The organism is Paraburkholderia sp. RL17-337-BIB-A (assembly GCF_046025895.1).
In the GTDB taxonomy this organism is placed as follows: Bacteria; Pseudomonadota; Gammaproteobacteria; order Burkholderiales; family Burkholderiaceae; genus Paraburkholderia; species Paraburkholderia fungorum_C.
Genome location: NZ_JARESY010000003.1, coordinates 362,237 through 379,833, shown reverse-complemented (window position 1 = coordinate 379,833; position 17,597 = coordinate 362,237). Strand labels below are relative to the sequence as shown.

The 17,597-nt window shown below is 58.3% G+C and carries 14 protein-coding genes and 5 pseudogenes; 8 read left to right on the top strand and 11 right to left on the bottom strand.

Annotated features, from left to right (window positions below):
* Positions 1-269: 269 nt before the first annotated feature.
* Positions 270-557 carry a DUF4148 domain-containing protein gene (locus P0D84_RS39640; RefSeq protein WP_408347359.1) on the top strand — a complete coding sequence of 96 codons (288 nt, stop codon included), beginning with the start codon at positions 270-272 and terminating at the stop codon, positions 555-557.
* Positions 558-733: 176 nt separating this feature from the next.
* Here the strand turns inward: P0D84_RS39640 and P0D84_RS39635 are convergent.
* Positions 734-949: pseudogene (locus tag P0D84_RS39635) on the bottom strand (response regulator); the annotation flags it as partial.
* Positions 950-1,225: 276 nt separating this feature from the next.
* On the opposite strand from P0D84_RS39635, the gene P0D84_RS39630 reads away from it, so the two are divergent.
* The 6 genes and pseudogenes from P0D84_RS39630 (at position 1,226) to P0D84_RS39610 (ending at position 4,944) form a co-directional block, all read left to right on the top strand.
* The gene (locus P0D84_RS39630; protein WP_408347356.1) at positions 1,226-1,561 is read left to right on the top strand and encodes a hypothetical protein; all 336 of its coding nucleotides are present in this window, start codon (positions 1,226-1,228) and stop codon (positions 1,559-1,561) included.
* A 530-nt stretch (positions 1,562-2,091) separates the two neighbouring features.
* A complete protein-coding gene (locus P0D84_RS49115) occupies positions 2,092-2,367 on the top strand; it encodes a glycosyltransferase (protein ID WP_459252230.1) in 276 nt (91 codons plus the stop codon).
* Complete coding sequence (locus P0D84_RS49110; protein ID WP_459252229.1) at positions 2,361-2,612, top strand: glycosyltransferase; 252 nt, start codon at positions 2,361-2,363, stop codon at positions 2,610-2,612. The genes P0D84_RS49115 and P0D84_RS49110 overlap by 7 nt, the downstream gene beginning before the upstream one ends.
* 347 nt (positions 2,613-2,959) lie before the next feature.
* Positions 2,960-3,651, top strand: a pseudogene (locus tag P0D84_RS39620) (LpxL/LpxP family acyltransferase).
* A gap of 63 nt (positions 3,652-3,714) precedes the next feature.
* Positions 3,715-4,620, top strand: coding sequence for an MlaA family lipoprotein (locus tag P0D84_RS39615; RefSeq protein WP_408347354.1), 906 nt, complete (start codon positions 3,715-3,717; stop codon positions 4,618-4,620).
* Positions 4,621-4,701: 81 nt separating this feature from the next.
* Entirely contained in the window at positions 4,702-4,944 is a 243-nt protein-coding gene (locus tag P0D84_RS39610; protein ID WP_408347351.1) for a hypothetical protein, read from the top strand.
* A 303-nt stretch (positions 4,945-5,247) separates the two neighbouring features.
* On the opposite strand, the gene P0D84_RS39605 is transcribed toward P0D84_RS39610, so the two are convergent.
* The 8 genes and pseudogenes from P0D84_RS39605 to P0D84_RS39570 all read right to left on the bottom strand — a co-directional run bounded on the left by P0D84_RS39605 (position 5,248) and on the right by P0D84_RS39570 (position 14,168).
* Complete coding sequence (locus P0D84_RS39605; RefSeq protein WP_408347348.1) at positions 5,248-5,490, bottom strand: DUF6429 family protein; 243 nt, start codon at positions 5,488-5,490, stop codon at positions 5,248-5,250.
* Positions 5,487-6,581, bottom strand: a complete 1,095-nt coding sequence (locus P0D84_RS39600) for an IS630 family transposase (RefSeq protein ID WP_408347345.1) — start codon at positions 6,579-6,581, stop codon at positions 5,487-5,489. Before P0D84_RS39600 ends, P0D84_RS39605 begins: the two co-directional genes overlap by 4 nt.
* 202 nt (positions 6,582-6,783) lie before the next feature.
* A complete protein-coding gene (locus tag P0D84_RS39595) occupies positions 6,784-8,367 on the bottom strand; it encodes a methyl-accepting chemotaxis protein (RefSeq protein ID WP_408347342.1) in 1,584 nt (527 codons plus the stop codon).
* 95 nt (positions 8,368-8,462) lie between these two features.
* Positions 8,463-9,596 carry an EAL domain-containing protein gene (locus P0D84_RS39590; protein ID WP_408347338.1) on the bottom strand — a complete coding sequence of 378 codons (1,134 nt, stop codon included), beginning with the start codon at positions 9,594-9,596 and terminating at the stop codon, positions 8,463-8,465.
* 960 nt (positions 9,597-10,556) lie between these two features.
* Positions 10,557-11,646, bottom strand: a pseudogene (gene hpnI / locus P0D84_RS39585) (bacteriohopanetetrol glucosamine biosynthesis glycosyltransferase HpnI).
* A 7-nt stretch (positions 11,647-11,653) separates the two neighbouring features.
* Positions 11,654-13,075: a hopanoid biosynthesis associated radical SAM protein HpnJ gene (hpnJ, locus tag P0D84_RS39580; protein ID WP_408347335.1), complete on the bottom strand. Its 1,422-nt coding sequence runs from the start codon at positions 13,073-13,075 to the stop codon at positions 11,654-11,656.
* Between the two features lie 102 nt (positions 13,076-13,177).
* Positions 13,178-13,354: pseudogene (locus P0D84_RS39575) on the bottom strand (glycosyltransferase); the annotation flags it as partial.
* A 112-nt stretch (positions 13,355-13,466) separates the two neighbouring features.
* Positions 13,467-14,168, bottom strand: a complete 702-nt coding sequence (locus P0D84_RS39570) for an IS6 family transposase (RefSeq protein WP_408347332.1) — start codon at positions 14,166-14,168, stop codon at positions 13,467-13,469.
* Between the two features lie 62 nt (positions 14,169-14,230).
* On the opposite strand from P0D84_RS39570, the pseudogene P0D84_RS39565 reads away from it, so the two are divergent.
* Positions 14,231-14,428, top strand: a pseudogene (locus P0D84_RS39565) (IS6 family transposase); the annotation flags it as partial.
* Positions 14,429-14,921: 493 nt separating this feature from the next.
* Here the strand turns inward: P0D84_RS39565 and P0D84_RS39560 are convergent.
* Together P0D84_RS39560 and P0D84_RS39555 are read right to left on the bottom strand one after the other, a co-directional pair.
* Positions 14,922-15,938 carry an IS110 family RNA-guided transposase gene (locus P0D84_RS39560; RefSeq protein WP_408347312.1) on the bottom strand — a complete coding sequence of 339 codons (1,017 nt, stop codon included), beginning with the start codon at positions 15,936-15,938 and terminating at the stop codon, positions 14,922-14,924.
* Positions 15,939-16,866: 928 nt separating this feature from the next.
* Positions 16,867-17,259 carry a hypothetical protein gene (locus P0D84_RS39555; RefSeq protein ID WP_408347329.1) on the bottom strand — a complete coding sequence of 131 codons (393 nt, stop codon included), beginning with the start codon at positions 17,257-17,259 and terminating at the stop codon, positions 16,867-16,869.
* Between the last annotated feature and the right edge of the window lie 338 nt (positions 17,260-17,597).

Here is a 17,597-nt window from a genome sequence, read left to right as displayed (position 1 = left end):
GGATTCCTGAAAAGAGGCAGATGGAAGCGCCCGTCTTTTCAATGCAACGGACGGCGCATGGCATGCGCTTCATGAGTCGGAAGTGTGCTGGCTGGGGGCTTACGGGCTACGGTCCGATAAATTACAAGTCTGTTATCTGGAGTTTTTTTATCGCTTGCGTGCGGTTAACAGAACCGTAATCTGCGGGTCAGTGCGCCGACAGGTGAAATGACAAGAATGTGAAGCGTGGTTCGGACCACTCATTTCTTGCACACCATCGGAGAGACATCATGAAACTGCTTACTGCTTTTGCCGTTGCCGCCCTTAGTCTGTCGTTCGGCAGTGCCGCCTTTGCGCAATCCAATCCGTCGGGACTGACGCATGCGGAAGTCATGGCGCAACTGCAACAGGCCCAGGCCGAAGGACTGGTCCCGTCCCACAACAACGACTATCCGCCGTCGGAAGCCACGATCGCCCGCAATCGCGAGATCTACGCGATCCAGCACCACACGGACGGGGCACACGAGGTGAACACAGCTGGGATGCCTGCCGATCATTCCGCGCCGGCCTCGAACTGATGCCCGGGTGGTTCAACATGCCAATGCCGACGCCTGCGTGGGCGCCGACTACACCGGGCAAGGCAATTGGGACATGGTCGGCATTCACTGGCCAAGGCTCTGCCAGGTTGATGGTGAGGCGGCAGTACAATGCGGTGATGAAGAAGAGAAAGTCCCTAGAAGAGAAAGTCCCTTTTATCACGGCCACCGCTTCCCTGCCGCCTCACCATCAACCTGACAGAGCCCTTGGAAAGGCCGAGATCTAGAACGACCAGAGCATATTTCGTGGTACCCAAAGCAAGTTGCGCATCCCGGCCGTCGCGCGCCCCGTCAACAGTGAATGCCGCCTGGCGAAGTCCTGCTTCAACACCGCTACCAATCAGATTGTCGTCTTCAACAAGGAGAGTGCGCATAAAGAGGGGTACCCCAAGGTATCGTCATCGACGGCGTCTTTCACTTTCAATGCTTGTCTGCCGGCCAATACGAGTTTAGCGGCCTTTCTCGGTTTGATGCACGTTACGCTGATTTGGCTAAGTTTTCCTTCAGGACCGCGGGGTAGCATCTCCGAAAGAGTCTGTTACTGTAGAAAGGCACATAGAGTTGGAGCGCCGCGCTGCCGCTGCGCGATAGGTGAAGGCGCTGCGCAAGCGTCTTCGAGATTTTTGGCATTGACACCGTTGAACACCCTTATGAAACCGTCCACCATGGACATGCTTCGAGCGTATCTGATGACAGCGTCACTGGCATCTGTCTTCATCGTGGCGCTCGCGCTGGCCACGCTCGCGGTATTCGGTTTATCCGACGAGACCTTTCAGACTCCAGTCTTTCGGACCGGTGCTGTTACAGCCATCATCTGCCTGGTGCTGCTAACCAAAAAGGCGGCTAGACTCGCGTTCCACTCAGCAGTCGCCGGTCGCCACGTCACCCCCATCGGCCCAATGGGCCACAGCATCTCCGGCTCACGCGAGTGTCCAGGACGTCAGCTTGTCATCCTGCAACCTGAGATTCAGTCGCAGACTATCTGATTTGGTGGATTACTAGTACTCGCGCTGGGTACAGCGGTCGGCTATTGGACCACAAGGTGGGATAGGCCGGTATTCGTTCAGTTGCTTCCGCGTGGCTTTAGCATCGGCTTTTCCAAGCGGTTCTGACATCACCCATGTATCTGCGGCGGCCATCGACGCACGAGAATTGAGCTTGAGCTCCTGTTTGTAATTGAGGTGAAGGTCGGCACACAACCTCGCGCAATAGTGTTGCTTGCGTGTGGAATTGCTGGCGAATGCTTCGCTTCGGTGCTGCGGCAAATCGATGCCGCCCGGATGTACGAAACATGGGAGTATGAACGTGCGAATCAGCGTCCCAGCAATAGTTCCATTGGTCAGTTTAACGCAAAAAGTGCCATAGTCCACAGGAGGCGGAAAGCAATGACGGTGTATTCGCTTCATATATTTGAGTGGCCGCTGGTTCTGCTGTGCTCTGTTGCTACAATCTACGCGGGCATAGCCGCCGTTGCGATGCCTTTTTTAGCAAGCGCACCTGTGCCCGGCAGCCAGGCTTGTCCTCCGTTAGCGTGCTTAAGCCGTTGTGCGGGATTGAGCCGCGTCTGTATGAAAACCTCGTCACGTTCTGCGAGCAGGCGCATTCATGCTTCCAGTTGCTATTCGGCGTGTCTTCGCCGGTTGATCCGGCCATCGCGGTGGTCCGGCGTTTGCAGGCCGCCTGTTCGCATCGCGACATCGAACTGGCCGTCGATTCGCGCGTGCACAGCAGCAACCGGAAGGTCAGCAACCTGATCAATATGCTCGAGCGGGCGCGGCACGCTTGTTGTTAACGCTGTCGATTAGCACGGTTACGGGTGTCAGTGCGCGCATCCTGTTGCATGCGCGCAGCGCCCGCTATTCGAGCAGCTTCTGGCGCGACCTGCCGCTCGTGCCATTGCGCGACACCTTGCTGGCGCTGCAGTGGTTGAGCGCGGCGTTCGGCTCGCACGTCGTGTGGCGCGGGGCGCGGATGCCGGTAGTCAATCGCGTGACGCGGCCACGCACGTCGATCGTGGAGATTTCTGATCGCGGGTGAGGTTGCCACGCATCGGACATGTCCGCGCGCTTTCGCGCCGTTGCAGCATCATTCATTCAATCGGTTGTCGGATCCAAAGCACGTTGCACAGCGTCTCTGTCGTGTGTCTCACGATCGACTGCGTCGCCCGTCAGATTCAGTAACACTGTATGTCTTGTTGGTAACCAGTCACTTGCTCCTAGGTTGTATGGTTGTCGATTGATTTCGCGAACGGAAACGTTCAACTGAGGCTCGGGTGCATCGGAGCGGGTGCTCGTGGTGCGGGGCTGTCCAAGGAGGGCTTCTCCTCGCCGAGTCATGGCGCATCCTGGGTAGGGAAACTTTTGAAAAAACTTGGCTTTGCGCTCATGGTAGCGTTGCTCCGCATATTGTCCATGCTTCCTTACACGTTTGTCGCGAGGCTCGGCAGTGCACTTGGGGGAGCGCTTTATACCCTTCCCAGTCGTCGCAAACATGTGGTCCTCGTGAACCTTCGTCTCTGCTTCCCGGAGAAGACTACGCGTGAACACGACGAGCTTGCGAGAGAACACTTTCGGCATGTAGTTCGCAGCTATCTTGAACGGGGCATTCAGTGGTTTGGCAGCGCGCAGTCGATCAGGGATTGTGTGCAGCTTGAAAGTGAAATTGATCTCGATGACAAGAATGCTCCACCTACCATCTTTATGGGCTTTCATTTTGTGGGCATTGAGGTCGGCTGCATGCTCTACTCGACACATTTCCCGGTTGCCTCGCTTTACACCCGTATGTCAGATGCCCGGATGTGCGACCTGGCCAGGCGACAACGCGGCAGGTTTGGCGCAGAGATGGTTTCGCGGCTCGCAAGACTGGGGCACGCGCGGGTTGTGCCATTCGTAACTGAAGTGCTTATAAGTTGAAGATCTTCAGGCCGCTAACCGATTTCCCGTCAGGGAGTGACATTGCCGACGCGCGTCGCATGAATGAATTTCTTGAGGAACAGATCGTGAGATTCCCCGAGCAATATTACTGGGTGCACCGACGCTTCAAACATCGGCCGCCAGGTATGCCTGCGGTGTATTGAATGTTTCGCATTGTCAAGGATCCAGCCGGAGGCTAGTCCCGAGGCAAAATCAGGAGAGCAGTAATGGTGACGATACGCGCCACAGGGATGGTGGTGGCGGCAACATTTGTACTGGCGGGCTGCGCGACGGTAAAGACGCCGACGAAAGGCGATCCGCTCGAAGGACTCAATCGCACTGTTTTCACGCTTAATGACAAGGTCGACCAGTATGCCTTGAGGCCAGTAGCACAGGTGTATGTATGGGCGCTTCCGCAGCCGGCACAGGACAGTGTTACGAACGTCTTTTCAAACATCGGCGACGTGTACACGGCTGCCAACGATCTGCTGCAGCTGAAGATTACCGATGGCGTCGAGGATGTCATGCGCGTTGCCATCAATACAGTCTTTGGTGTCGGTGGCCTGTTCGACGTCGCGACGATAGCGAGGCTGCCAAAGCACACGGCCGACTTTGGACTGACGCTCGGCCACTATGGCGTGCCGCCGGGGCCGTATCTCGTTCTGCCGCTGCTCGGTCCAAGCACCGTGCGTGATACCGCGGGGATGCTCGTCGAATTCGAAGGCGATCTGACAACGTTCGTCCAGCCGATCTGGCTCCGCACGACCCTTTATGGGGTGCGGGTGGTCAGCTTGCGCGCATCGCTGCTCGGAGCAGGCGACCTCCTGGCGGGAGCCGCCCTCGACAAGTATTCATTCGTGCGGGACGCGTATCTGCAGCGTCGCCAGTACCTGATCTCCGACGGCAATCCGGCGCCGCCGGTCTATAAAGACGACCCGGGTTCCGACGCGGACTCGTCCGGCAGCAGCACACCGGCGTCCGAAGCGGGCCGACAGTCCAGTACAGTTGTTCCCGCACCCGCTGCTGCAAGCGCACCTCGGGCCGCCTCCGGCGCTGCTGGGTCGACCGTCCCAGGCCTACAGATAATGCCGCCGGGACGGTATTACAGTTTGCCGAACCCACTGCCAAGGTAACGGGTATTCGCGCGGGTGAACCGGGCAACGTACATCCAGTCCAACGGAAATCGTGGGTGGGGATGCACAGGTGGTCAGGCAATGAAAGATATGGCGATGATTTGCTCTGTGAAAGACGCACGTGATGTGCTCAAAAGCGAGCCGGACAATATGATCTGTATGGATCGGGATTTCAGATGCTGGATCCGGAAAGGTATTCGCGATAGTGTGGGTGTCATGACTGCAGACGGCGAAAACGTGGTCGAGATATCCATAGACGCGTTTGATGTGTTATCGGAAGGCATGGGCCAGGCATATTCCTCGGAGTTCTTCCAGGTGGCCTGACGCCGATAGCGCCAGCTTCCTGCAAGGCATATGATCCACAGACAGAGCATTTGCACGTGCAAGACGTCGGACGTTCCGATCAGACCTGACCGCGGTTTCCAGCGCACACCAAACGACAAGATCCAGCAGATCCCGATCTGGTCTATGGGTCCGCAACTGAATCTGTGATGGCACCATGTACTGATCAAGCGATACAGGGCTGCATTCTTCTTTGGCGCCATGCCTCCTCGCCCGATTCTGGTTGTGTGTCCAGATGGCCCGCGGATGTGGAGTGCTAGTGTCGTGAGTTAGAAGTTCGTTGAATCAACTCCCTGTTCCTTCCGGAATGACAAAGTGCCGATTAAAAAGTCGCTCGGACTCTCGCAGTCCTCCTTCCGTAAAGATCACGGATTTCGTCTTGTTGACAGGGTCTTCGATGAAGCCTCGTTCATGGAGTCGGTTCAGCACATCCCAGTCGAAGCCCTTCCATGCACGGTATCGGTCATGCAGGGTCAGATAGAGAAGCGCCAGGGAAACTTCATCAATTGCGTCGGTATTGATATTCATGATGCTCCTGCCGCAGCCTTCCGGACCCGCACACAAAACCGTTCGAGGCTGGCCAGAATCTCATCGGCCGACTTGCTCCAGACAAACGGTTTGGGGTTCGCGTTATAGACGTCCAGGTAATGACGGATCGCGTCTTCGAGTTGACGTGTCGACCGATGCGTACCGCGTCGAAGGTATTTTTCAGTGAGCGCAGCGAACCATCGTTCGACCTGGTTAAGCCACGACGCCGAGGTGGGTGTGAAATGAACATGGAAGCGGGGATGACGAGCGAACCAGGCTTTGATCGAGGGCGTTTTGTGCGTGCCATAGTTGTCCATCACCAGATGCACCTCCAGGTAAGACGGCACGCTGGCTTCGATGGTGCGCAGAAAGCGTACAAATTCGCTGCTGCGATGGCGCCGATGTACCTCGCCGATGACTTCACCAGTAGCGATGTCCAGCGCCGCGAACAGCGTGGTCGTGCCGTGGCGCATGTAATCGTGGGTGCGTCGCTCAGGGATACCGGGTGCCAACGGCAACATGGGTTGCGTGCGATCGAGCGCCTGAATCTGGCTTTTCTCGTCCACGCACAGCACCATGGCCTTGAGCGGCGGGTCCAGGTAAAGCCCGACGATATCTCGCACCTTGTCGACGAACATCGGATCGCTGGAAAGCTTGAACGTTTCCTGCCGATGCGGCTGCAAACCAAAGGCACGCCAGATCCGCGTGACCGCCGTCTGCGACAATTTCATTTCGCGAGCCATCGTGCGCGTGCTCCAGTGAGTCGCTCCGACAGGCACGGACTCGAGCGTCCTGGCGATGACCGCATCGACGCGCGCGTCATCAATCGTCCTCGGTGCGCCGGGCCGTGGTGCATCGAGCAGTCCGTCCACACGATGGATCACGAACCGCGCCCGCCACTTCGAAACCGTTTGCTGAGTGACCCGCTGTTTCGTCGCGACTGTCTTGTTGTCCATGCCATCGGCACAGGCCAACACGATGCGCGCCCGCAATGCCAGGGCCTGCGCGGTCTTGCGTCGCATCGTCAACGCTTGCAGGTCTTCGCGCTCCGAATCGCTCAGCACGAGTTCCCCTTTGGACCGTCCACTCATCGTTGCCTCCGCGTATCAAGTGCTACACAGAACACTTTAGTACGTGATCGGCATCATTCAATGAATTTTTAACTCATGACACTAGCCGACGATCAGGTCACAAGCAGTTGAGGCGTTTCTTAATCCATAGATCGGCTCCAACATCAATGAAGCCGCGTCCCTTACAACTGGACCTATAGTCAAATATTATCGACCGGCTCGTTCAATGCGTCTGAAACGGGAGCGTGAATACCCGCGCCGTGTCCAGCAAGCCCTGCGCCTGTTCCTTCAGCGTCTGCGCCGCAGCGGCCGACTGCTGCACCAGCGTCACGTTTTGCTGCGTGTTTTGCTCAAGGTTCCCGATCACGCCGCGTACTTCGCCAATCTGCTGCGTCTGCGCACGGCAGGCCTGGTGCATCGCTTCCATGATGTGCGTGACGCGCTGCGATGCTTCGACGATGTTGGAGATCGTCGTACCGGCCGCATCGACCTGCCGCTCCCCCTCGCTAATCCGCGCGCTGCTCGCGCCGATAAGTTCCTTGATTTCCTTCGCGGCAGCTGCGCTGCGTTGTGCGAGCATGCGCACCTCGCTGGCGACGACCGCGAAGCCGCGACCCTCAGTACCGGCCCGCGCCGCTTCGACTGCGGCATTCAACGACAGCAAATTAGTCTGGAATGCGATCGAATCGATGACAGAGATGATGTCCTCGATGCGGTTCGACGATTCGCTGATCGCGCGCATCGTGTTCACGACCTGACCAACCACGGTGCCACCCTGTGCTGAAGTAGCCGAAGCATGCTTTGCCAGTTCGTCGGCGTTGCCCGCGCTTTGGGCATTGGCCGCCACGCTGGAGTCGAACTCTTCGAGCGCGCCGCTCGCCTGTTCGAGCTCGGTGGCCTGTCGCTCGGTGCGCGTACTCAGGTCGGCGTTACCCAGCGCGATTTGCTCCGTGGCGGCCGCGACGCCCTGCGCGGCGTCGCGCATTTGCGTGACGATTTCGGCGAGCCTTTGCTGCATGCGCGCCATCGCGGCGATCACGCTCGACGTATCGCCGCGCCGCAACTCAATCCGGCGCGCGAGGTTGCCCGCGCGGATCGACTCGGCCAGCTCCACCACGTCGCCCGGCTCAGCCCCGAGGGCCTGGGTGATGTTGCGCACGGTCGCGTAGACGACGGCGATGCCAACCCCGCACGCAAGCAGCGTCAGCACGATCATCAACCAGCGAAAATCTGTGCTGATCTTGCGCGCCTCGGCGCTTTCCTGCTGGTTGAGGTGCTCCTGATAGTCGATCAGCGCGTTGATTCCGGCCAGCCATTCGACAAGCGCGGGACGCGCATCATTGAGCAGGATCCTGCGCGCACCCTCGACGTCGCCCGCCTGCTGCAAGCTGATCACCTGCTGGATCAGCGGCAGGCTTTGCTCCCACGCGGCGTTGACACGTGCATAGATGGCCCGTTCCTCCGCGGTGATGTCGGTACGTTCGGCATAGATCCTGGCGAGCGGGCCAGCCGATTCTTCGTACTGGCTCGCGAGCCCATGAATGTGATCGATGACCGAAGGAAGTTCAGCTGCGGATACAAGCGTCACGTCACGCACTGCTATGGAGCGGTCGTGGACACTTCCGCGAAAGTTAATCGCGTAACGTTCCTTTACGCCGTTTACGTCGATGATGTCGTCGAGCCGCGCTCGAACCATCTCGACCTGGCTGATCGCGATTACCGTCAGCGCGACGAGCGCGATAAGAACCACGCCGAACCCCGCGATCAAGCGCGCCCGAATGGTCAATGTCTTCTTGTTTGTGTTCATGGGGTTCCCCGTGTGCTGACGCAGCCTTGACTTGTATGGACCGTTGGTTCTCGCGCTCGTTCCAGCTTGTCTTGCGGTGCCACGCGATCAGACCTTCAGAGTAGGACAGACTCGACGGCCTCCGGCTTGCCATAGAGCCAGCCTTGGGCGAGTTCGATACCGCAACCCCGCAACGCGGCATGCTGATGTTCTCTTTCCACGCCTTCGGCGAGCACCAGGCAACCCAGCTTGCAGAGCCGCTCTGCTGACTCACGAATCGCGGCCATAAAGTGCGAGCCCTTGTCGGCGTTGCGTATCACCGTGATGCAAAGTTTGACGATGTCCGGCCGCAACAGGCGAACGGTGTCGAAGTCGGCGAACCCGCATCCTGTGTCATCCAGAGCCAACCGAATCCCCAGGGTGCGCAAACGATTGACCACTTCCACCAAACCCTCTGCTTCGTTGAGCGGCAGGTGCTCAGTGAGTTCGATCATCACTTCCGGTCTGCCGGCTAACGCCAGCTTGTCCGCCGCAAGGGCCAAGGCATCCGGGCCCAAATTGATGGTCAGGAAGGCGCCTGGCGGTAATTTGTCTTTAGTGCGCTCAAGAGCCAATTCGGCACACAACAATTCCGCATCCACGGTGCGCCCGGCGGCGTAGGCCGCATCAAACAACTTATCCGGGCGCTCAAGAGGTGACCCCTGCGGACCTCGGGAAAGGGCTTCGAAACCAACCACCGCACGATCGCTGACGCGAACGATCGGCTGCAGAAATGTCTGTATGCAGCGGTGGGTCAGAATCGCTGTCACGTCGGTAGAAGATCCTGTCTGCTCCACAACCTGACGTTGGGGTTCAGACCTCAACTGGTCTTCGGTCCATTGAGTCCAGCATGCCTTTGCATCCCGTTCGCCTGTTTCGGGGGGCATGAGGAATACGGACAAGTCGGCGGTTATGCGAGCGCCCGTCGCGCCCCCGAAAACAGCCAGCAGTGACTCCCGGATCAGGTTGCGCCCTGCGTGCTCTATGGTCTCCGTCACTTCCCTGGCATCTCGCGGCAGGCCGTCCGAAAGGACACGAAAGCATGCCGCCCACCTTCCATCGGCAGCACGACCATATCGGTCAATCACCGCATGTTGCGCCAGCAAACGCGTGAGCAAGCCATCTGCTGCTTCGCCAAAATCGGCCATTGCCTGGCGGGCAGCTTCATCACCGAAGATTTCAGACAGGTGCTTGCTGTCCGCAATGTTCACGCTCAGGACGCCAATGCTCCCGGTCATTTGCGACAACCCCGATCGCCGCGGCACGTACACTTCAGCGACTTCATTTGCATGTATCAAACTATTTTCTGGATCTCGTGAGTATCCGATCCGTGAGCTACATGCTCTGTACGATCCGGATTCGGTAAAGCTGCCGTGTGTTGCGTCAGACGACTATTTCGGGCAAAGGGCAGAGGACCCAAGTGGCCCCGGGATCATGAGCATCCCGTTTCTGTTTTGAATCCTGCTGCTGCACCATACTTGATCAGTGTGCCTTCACCAACATGAGATGATCCGGTCGTCGAGATGGCATCTTTGTCATGTCTGCCCCATCCGTCAAAAAGTGGTTAATATTCGGACATTCGCACGCTTATGTCGAAGGGCAGTTCCGGGGTAGCACTCAGACGCTTCCGCTATCAGCCCATCACAGCGCACCTGGGTTTTGTCGCATTAAGGCCGCAGTGTGGACATCTCGCCACGAGTTTGTCCTAAAGTCCTGAAGAGAACCTTAACTGACTCACGAAGGGCCCAGCGACCATCTCGTGCGACATACGTTCAACTGTCAGGAGACGCGACGAGCTGGCCCCATCCAGCTTACTTTGCCGCGGTCATCGGTTAGCCGCCCGCAGAATTCACACGCAGGTGGCACCATCGCGTGCAATAGGTCAAGGAAGCGTTCAACTACATTTCTTATATCGAGGGCTGTGAACTCCGAGAAAATGCCGGGTCGGTCTGCGCCGCGTAGCAGGGTCCTTTAGTCGCGAACGTTCCCAAGGATGGGCGAGACGCACGCATCAACCCTGGCGCGACGATACGACCTGGATGTTTCACCATGCCACGACCGTATGGTGCTCCCTCAGCGCAAATCCGAGTGGTACATTACATGCGCGAACTTGTCGGGAGGCGCGCTTCTTAATGGGGCAGGCTACCGGTAAAAAAAATTTCCAATGCTCGTTACTCATCCTGTACCGGCGACAGCAAACCATCGCCGTCCACCTTGAAGCTGAAACCTCGCCAGATCACCCGCGTCGAGAAAAAGCTCGCCACGAAGATCGAAAACGACACGATATCCCAGAACGGTAACAGCCACAGGTCGCGATACGCTTGTTGCAAAGCGTGATCCGATTGCACTTTCAGCGCGAGCCGGGCGAGCAGCGCCGCGGCCACAAGCGGCCATGCCCAAGCCATACCGCCTGAAAGTGCCACGGCAAGCAACGCAAAAGCGAGCGGATGCATCAGCGAGGAACCCAGATGACCGATCGGGTCGATGATGCGGATGGTGCGGCTCCAGCGCAATTCGTGCGCAATCAGCTTGGTGGCGCTGGTCTCGACGCAGGCATGCGATACCGTGAATGGCGGAATCGCCACCTTCTCGCCAATCATACGCACGGCCTCGCCAATTGCATGATCCTCCGCCAGGTGGTGCACGAATTGCGCGAAACCGCCGATCTTTTCGAGCGTTTCCCGCCGCATTGCAATGGTCTGTCCAAAGCATGGACGCGCCATCCCCAGCGCGAGCCCCGTCACAACGCCAGGCAGGAACTGGTAATTGGTCGCCTTGGCCGACAGGCGTGGCCAGAAACCCGGATCGGGTTGACCGCGATAGACGCAGGTGACGAGACCCACGCCGGGCTTCTGCAGCTCGCCGATCACATTGCGCAGATAGTTCGGCCCCACACTGACGTCGCTGTCTGCAAACACCAGCACATCATGCCGTGCCTCGGGCAGCATATTGAGGATGTTGCTCATCTTGCGGTTGGGCCCATACAGACGCGCATCGGCCGGTCCACTCGTGACCATGCAGCGGCTTGACGATCGTCACGGCCGGATAGCTGGTGGGCTCCGCGGTGGTACGGGCAAAGAAACGCCCGATCAATGCGCCGGCCAGCACCGTATAAACGATGCCGAGCGCGGCGCCCGTACCGCAGAGAAACGCCAGCGCCATGAGGATAAGATGCTCCCCGTGCAGAGGACCTTCAAGGGCAATCAGTCCGCTTGCGAGCAGCAGACCGGTCAGGCAGGCAAGCCACGCCAGAGACTTCATTGCCGCATCACGCTTGGTGAGCGTGCAGGAAGCGGAAGAATTCGACGCCTTCACGCAAGCGCCGTTTCATCATGTCCCAGCTCGTCAGCATCTCACGCAGAATTTCCCAGATCTTCGACGGACGGAAATAGAAGCGCTTATAGAAGTTTTCGAGCTGGTGGTAGATCTCGTCGCGCGGTAGATGCGGATAGCCGATCGCCGCCAGTTGCACCCCGGACTTGCTGACGAGATTGATCACCTTGTTCTCTTCCAGCCAGCCGTTTTCGACCGCCTGGTTGTAGAGCGTCGTGCCAGGATACGGCGCGGCGAGCGACACCTGGATCGTATGCGGATTGATGTCCTTCGCGTACTCGATGGTCTTCTGGATCGTGTCCTGCGTCTCGCCGGGCAGCCCGAGAATGAAGGTGCCGTGAATCTTGATGCCGAGCTTGCGGCAATCTTCGCTGAAACGCCGGGCAATGTCGGTACGCAGACCCTTCTTGATGTTCAGCAGAATCTGGTCGTCGCCGGACTCGTAACCGACCAGCAACAGGCGCAGGCCGTTTTCCTTCATGATCTTCAGCGTCGCGTACGGCACGTTCGCCTTCGCGTTGCATGACCACGTCACGCCCAATTGCCCAAGACCGCGGGCGATTTCCTCGACGCGCGGCTTGAAGTCGGTGAAGGTGTCGTCGTCGAACATGATCTCCTTGACTTCAGGCATGTTGTCGCGAATCCACTTCACTTCTTCGAGCACGTTCTCGACCGAACGGGTGCGGTAGCGATGCCCGCCCACCGTTTGCGGCCACAGGCAGAACGTGCATTTCGAACGGCAACCGCGGCCCGTGTAGATGGACACGTAGGGGTGCTTCAGATAGCCGATGAAATAGTTGTCGATCTTCAGGTCGCGCTTGTAGACGGGCGCCACGAACGGCAGCTCGTCCATGTTCTCGAGAATCGGACGCGCTTCATTGTGCTCGATCGAACCGTCGGGGGCGCGATAGCTGAGACCTTTGATTCCGGCGAACGGCTTACCCTCGGCGACTTCCTGGCAGGTGAAATCGAATTCTTCGCGGCAGACGAAATCGATCGCCTCGCTCGCGGTCAGCGAATTGTGGGGATCGACCGCGACCTTCGCGCCGACCATGCCGATCAGCATCGAAGGCTTGCGTTTCTTCAGGTCTTCGGCAAAGAGCGCATCGGTGGGAAACGACGGTGTGCTGGTGTGAATGACCACCAGATCGTATTGCTGTGCAATATCGAGCGACGCGTCGACGGAGAGACCGTCGGCGGGGGCGTCGAGTACGCGGCTGTCGGGCACGAGGGCGGCAGGCTGCGCGAGCCACGTCGGATACCAGAACGAGCGCACTTCACGCTTGGCCTGGTAGCGCGAACCCGCGCCACCGTCGAAGCCGTCGTACGATGGGGCCTGCAAAAACAGCGTTTTCATGATTACTCCCGCAACCTGCGTTGATTCCGACTGCTTAACCCGGTGATACTGCACCGATGCGCCGGACAAACCGCGCACCCGCTGTTCGATCCACAGAAGCGCCTATCCGCGATCGGAAATCTCCACAATCGACACTCGCGGCTGCGTCACACGATTGACGCCCCGCATCCGCGCACCGCGCCACGCGACATGTGAGCCGAACACTGCAGCGAGCCACTGCTCCGCCAACAGGGTATCGCGCAACGGCACGAGCAGCAGGTCGTGCCAGAAACTGCGCGACGTCTCTTCATGGCCGGCGGACTAAGCCGTTCATCTTCCGGCCGAGGCGCTTAGGGGGTTCTGTCGCGGTAAGGCAGTTGAGTCGTACAAAGGCCGATATGATAAGGATTGCTTAAGTCACCAACGAGTAGAACTGGCTTGCTGCAGATGGCTTGATTTTCCCAGTGTGTTTCATCTGCCCTTTGGCGATCATATGCATGATCTCAATGCCACTCAGAATGACACGCGCGCAGCGGAAATTCTTGAACCCGAGCATCGGTCGGGTGATGCGTTTGATGGCCCGATGGTCCTGCTCAACTACGTTGTTCAGATACTTGACCTGACGAATCTTGATGGGTGTGTCGCGCCCGGCGTTCACCGCGTGCAGTGCAGCCAGATTGGCTCCGCTTTTGTCGATCGTCACCGTCTCGGGTACGCCGTTTTGCTGGATCGATTTTTCGAAATAACGCCGGGCTGCAGTCTTGTCCCGATGGGCGCGTAGCAGAAAGTCAACGGTGTTGCCGTCCTTGTCGACGGCCCGGTAGAGGTAGCTCCATTCGCCCCGGATCTTCACGTAGGTTTCGTCCATCCGCCAGCTCTTGCCAGCTGCTCGCTTGCAGCGGCGGAACGCCTTCTCAAGCACGGGTAGAAGCTTGATGGCCCAGCGGTGCACCGTCGAATGATCGACCGCAATCCCACGCTCGGCCATCATTTCCTCGAGATGACGCAAGCTAAGCGGATAGGCGACGTACCAACGCACGCAAGTCAGAATCACCTCCAGCGGATAATGTAGCCGTTTAAGCACGCGTGTCACACCCGGATCCAGCGTCTTCATTCTTCACCCACGCAACCATTTCGATTCAGCCAGATTACCAGAGCGCCTTATTGCGACAAAACCGGCGCGAACGCCAGATGTGCGGCTTTCGCGATGCGCGTCGCACGCAAGCGTTTCTCTCATGTTTTGGCCCGATCCGGCAGCACTTCGCGCTGCCAAGACATCAGATGAACGCAGCATGTCACCGCGCCGTACTCCAGGAACGCCTCGCCACATGGCACGGTTGGACTGTCACTTCCGCATCTCAGAAAGCTATTTAATAAAGACAACTACGCTTCATCCAAACAGGTAGCCTACAGCCGTCAACTTGACACCCATTAGTCGGCCGGAGTCAAGGTACAAATCTCTTCCCCCTTGCGATTGCCATGTCGATATGTTTTTCATCGACATGGCAATCGCAAGGACGCTTGTGGTGCGTCTCCTGTCTGCATGATCAGTATCGCATCCGGTTTCTCAAAGCTGGTTGCGAAACGGATCGCACCAGACACCCATCTGGATCAAGCATGCCGTGAGGTAAGTCACGTGTGCCCTGGCGGCCATGGCCGCCCCGGAGAAACGTTGGTGCCGGACGAGGTCCAAGGGGTTGGTCAAAGCCGTGGCTGTTGCGTTTGCAGCGCCAGTCAAACGTGGCTCCCCGCCCGGGCGACCCGATTGCTTGCAGACAGTCGGTGAGGTGAAGCAAAGGGAAGACCCAATCAAAGCCATGGCTGTGCACCAGTCAAGTTACCGGGTTCGTTCCCCTTGCATCACCTGCTAGCCAAAACAGCGAACTGTCTCAAATGGTTTGTGCTCCCGAAGCATGTGATAGCAGGCGCGGGCCAGCTTGTGCGCCAGTGCCTTGATCGCAACGATGCCGTTACGCATTCGCTTCTTGCGTTCGTAAAAGCGCCTGGCTTGCGGACACGTACGGATCGCGAAGTTGGCCGCTTCGACAAACGCCCATGCCAGGTAGCGGTTCCCGTTCTTCGTGTTGCCTTCGCCTTTCTTCCTGCGGTTGCTTTCGCGCCTGCTGTCCACGCAGCGACAGTAGGAACTGAAGTGGCCAACGGTGGCAAAGCGCGAGATGGTGCCGGTTTCCAGCATGATGGTGGTCGCCAGCACTGGACCAATGCCGGGCACCGTGTTCAGCAGCGCGTAATCCGGATTCAGTTTCACCTGCTGCGTGAGTCGCTTTTCGACGATCTCGATTTGCTGCTGAAGCGTTTGCAGGACCGCTAGGTTGGCCCGGATCGCGAGCGTTACGTCGGGCGCAAAACCGAATCGGCTCACCTGCGCGCCATCGAGGCGCTTGACCTGCGGCCCGTGCATCTGAGAACCAGTATGCCGCGCGAACAGGTTGCCGATCGCGAGAATCTGGGCGGTGCGGCACTGCACGAGCTGCATCCGTTTGCGTGCAAGGTCGCGTACCTGCCGTCCGTCCGCGGGGTAGATGTAGCCTTCGGGGAGCAGCCCCAGACGCAGTAATTGTGCGAGATGGGCCGCATCGGTGAAATCACCACTGTATTTCAGCCCCTCGTACTGCCTGATCGCTGCGGGGTTGGCGAGATGAACATGATATCCATCCGCAAGCAGTGCATCGACCAACCAGTACCAGTTGTACGTCGCCTCGATGACCACGCCTTCCAGTTCTTCGCGATGCGGCGCCAGTGCGGCGCGGATCTGCACCGCGTCGTTTGGCAACCGCCGCTGATAGACGATGTGGTCCACCTCATCGCTGACCACGACCACACTGTTGTTCGAGTGCAGGTCGATTCCGCTAAACTTTTTCATGCCGGCCTCCTGTGCGTCACGTTGGTGTCGCAACCCTGACTCTACGCCAGCCGTCCTATCGGAACGGCGCGAGGCCGGCTATATGATTATCAAAGCCGCTCAAAGCACTACAGCAACCAGGAGCGGATAAACGATCACTTTGCACTGCCAGCGGTGATGTGAAGCGGGTTGGACCCGCGCAAGGCATACCTGTCAGAGAAACGGGGATTTCTATCCCGCCCAACGAATGAGGTTCTTGCGCGCGTCTTTCATCAGGGTCCGGGCCAGCAGCCCAACATGACCGGTTGTAGTACAGCAGTCCTTCACCTTCTCACACGCACTGACGCGGCAATGCAGAATGTATCAACGTGCGAACTTCGATTGAGCTTGTGCTCAAAGGGGAAGCCCTTGTAGTTTCTCTGATGACTTGTTGCTTGAACGCCAGCGAGTATGTGCGGTGGGGGTGGCGAACCTTGTTGTCCGTGTCGTTCGGCATGCAGATAGATCCCATCCATGATCAAGAATCGTGGGTACGATCCATCCGGATCTCCACGGTGTGCTCACATCATGCCCAACCCTCTCGCGGGATAGGAAACGGCCGCCGTGAGCCGCTTACGAATCTGCCGCCGGCGGGCGCCATAACTTGGAGGCCGTCCATTCACATGCCGCGCGCTCTGTCGCGCATCACCCTCGAGGTAACCGGCGTGCGCGTCGAGCGGCTACAGGACATCAGCGAGGCGGATGCGCTAGCCGAAGGCGTGTACGACGGAAACGCGTGCCGTTGTGGTCCTGATGACATTATCAACATAGTTCCGTCGTGCGGACATTGCGGAAACCGTCTCGTTGACGCTATTGGGCTCTATCGCGACCTGTGAGACAGCCTCAGCTGCCGAGGCCGGCTATCGGTGGGATGCAAACCCTTGGGTGTGGGTTTTAGAGTTTAGGAGAGTCATTTGATGACGTGCTTTGCCCAATCGAGCCAGCCGAGGTTGATGGCTGCATTGACCAAAATTCCGACAGCGCTAGCGATTGCCGCAATCATTGTCCAGAAGGCCGAATTGCGAGCGGCGGCTGCAGATTCTTTCGATGCATCAGCCGCCTGCTTTGATGACGCAGCGGCAACTCGTGCGATGTTCGACGAAGACTGCATTTCGGCCAACGACTTCAGCGCGAAAGTTCGATCTGACTCATCCTTTGCCGCGCGCGCCTCGCGATCTTTCTCGAACAGGTATCGCCGACAAAACGGGGTGAGTGGATGGTTAGGGTTTTCTTGGGCGAAATGCAGTGCGTACGGCTCGCCACCATTCTCTTCGATCTCTCTGTACGCCGAGCTTTTGTCCATCTGACAGTCCCGAAACTCAGTGTTGACCGGCGTTCAGCAGCATCTAGACCTGCCGGTTCGGTGCACCATGAGCGGCCACAACCGCTCGATCTGCAAGGCTATCGGGGTCGTCCCAGCACTGAGGCAATTACCGCCTTCCTCAGGGCATCGTCGGGAGCCTGGCGCTCAGGAACTTGCGGGACAGGAACGCTCGACCCGCATTCCCACCAAAGGCCGGCCGGTAATCCATAGGACGTGTTCTGCTTCATCCAGCAACCGCAAGAGGTGCATCGGTAAAGGACGTAGCGTGTTATCGGCGATTTTGGCGTACCAAAGACACCGGCTCCAGAGCACTCGAG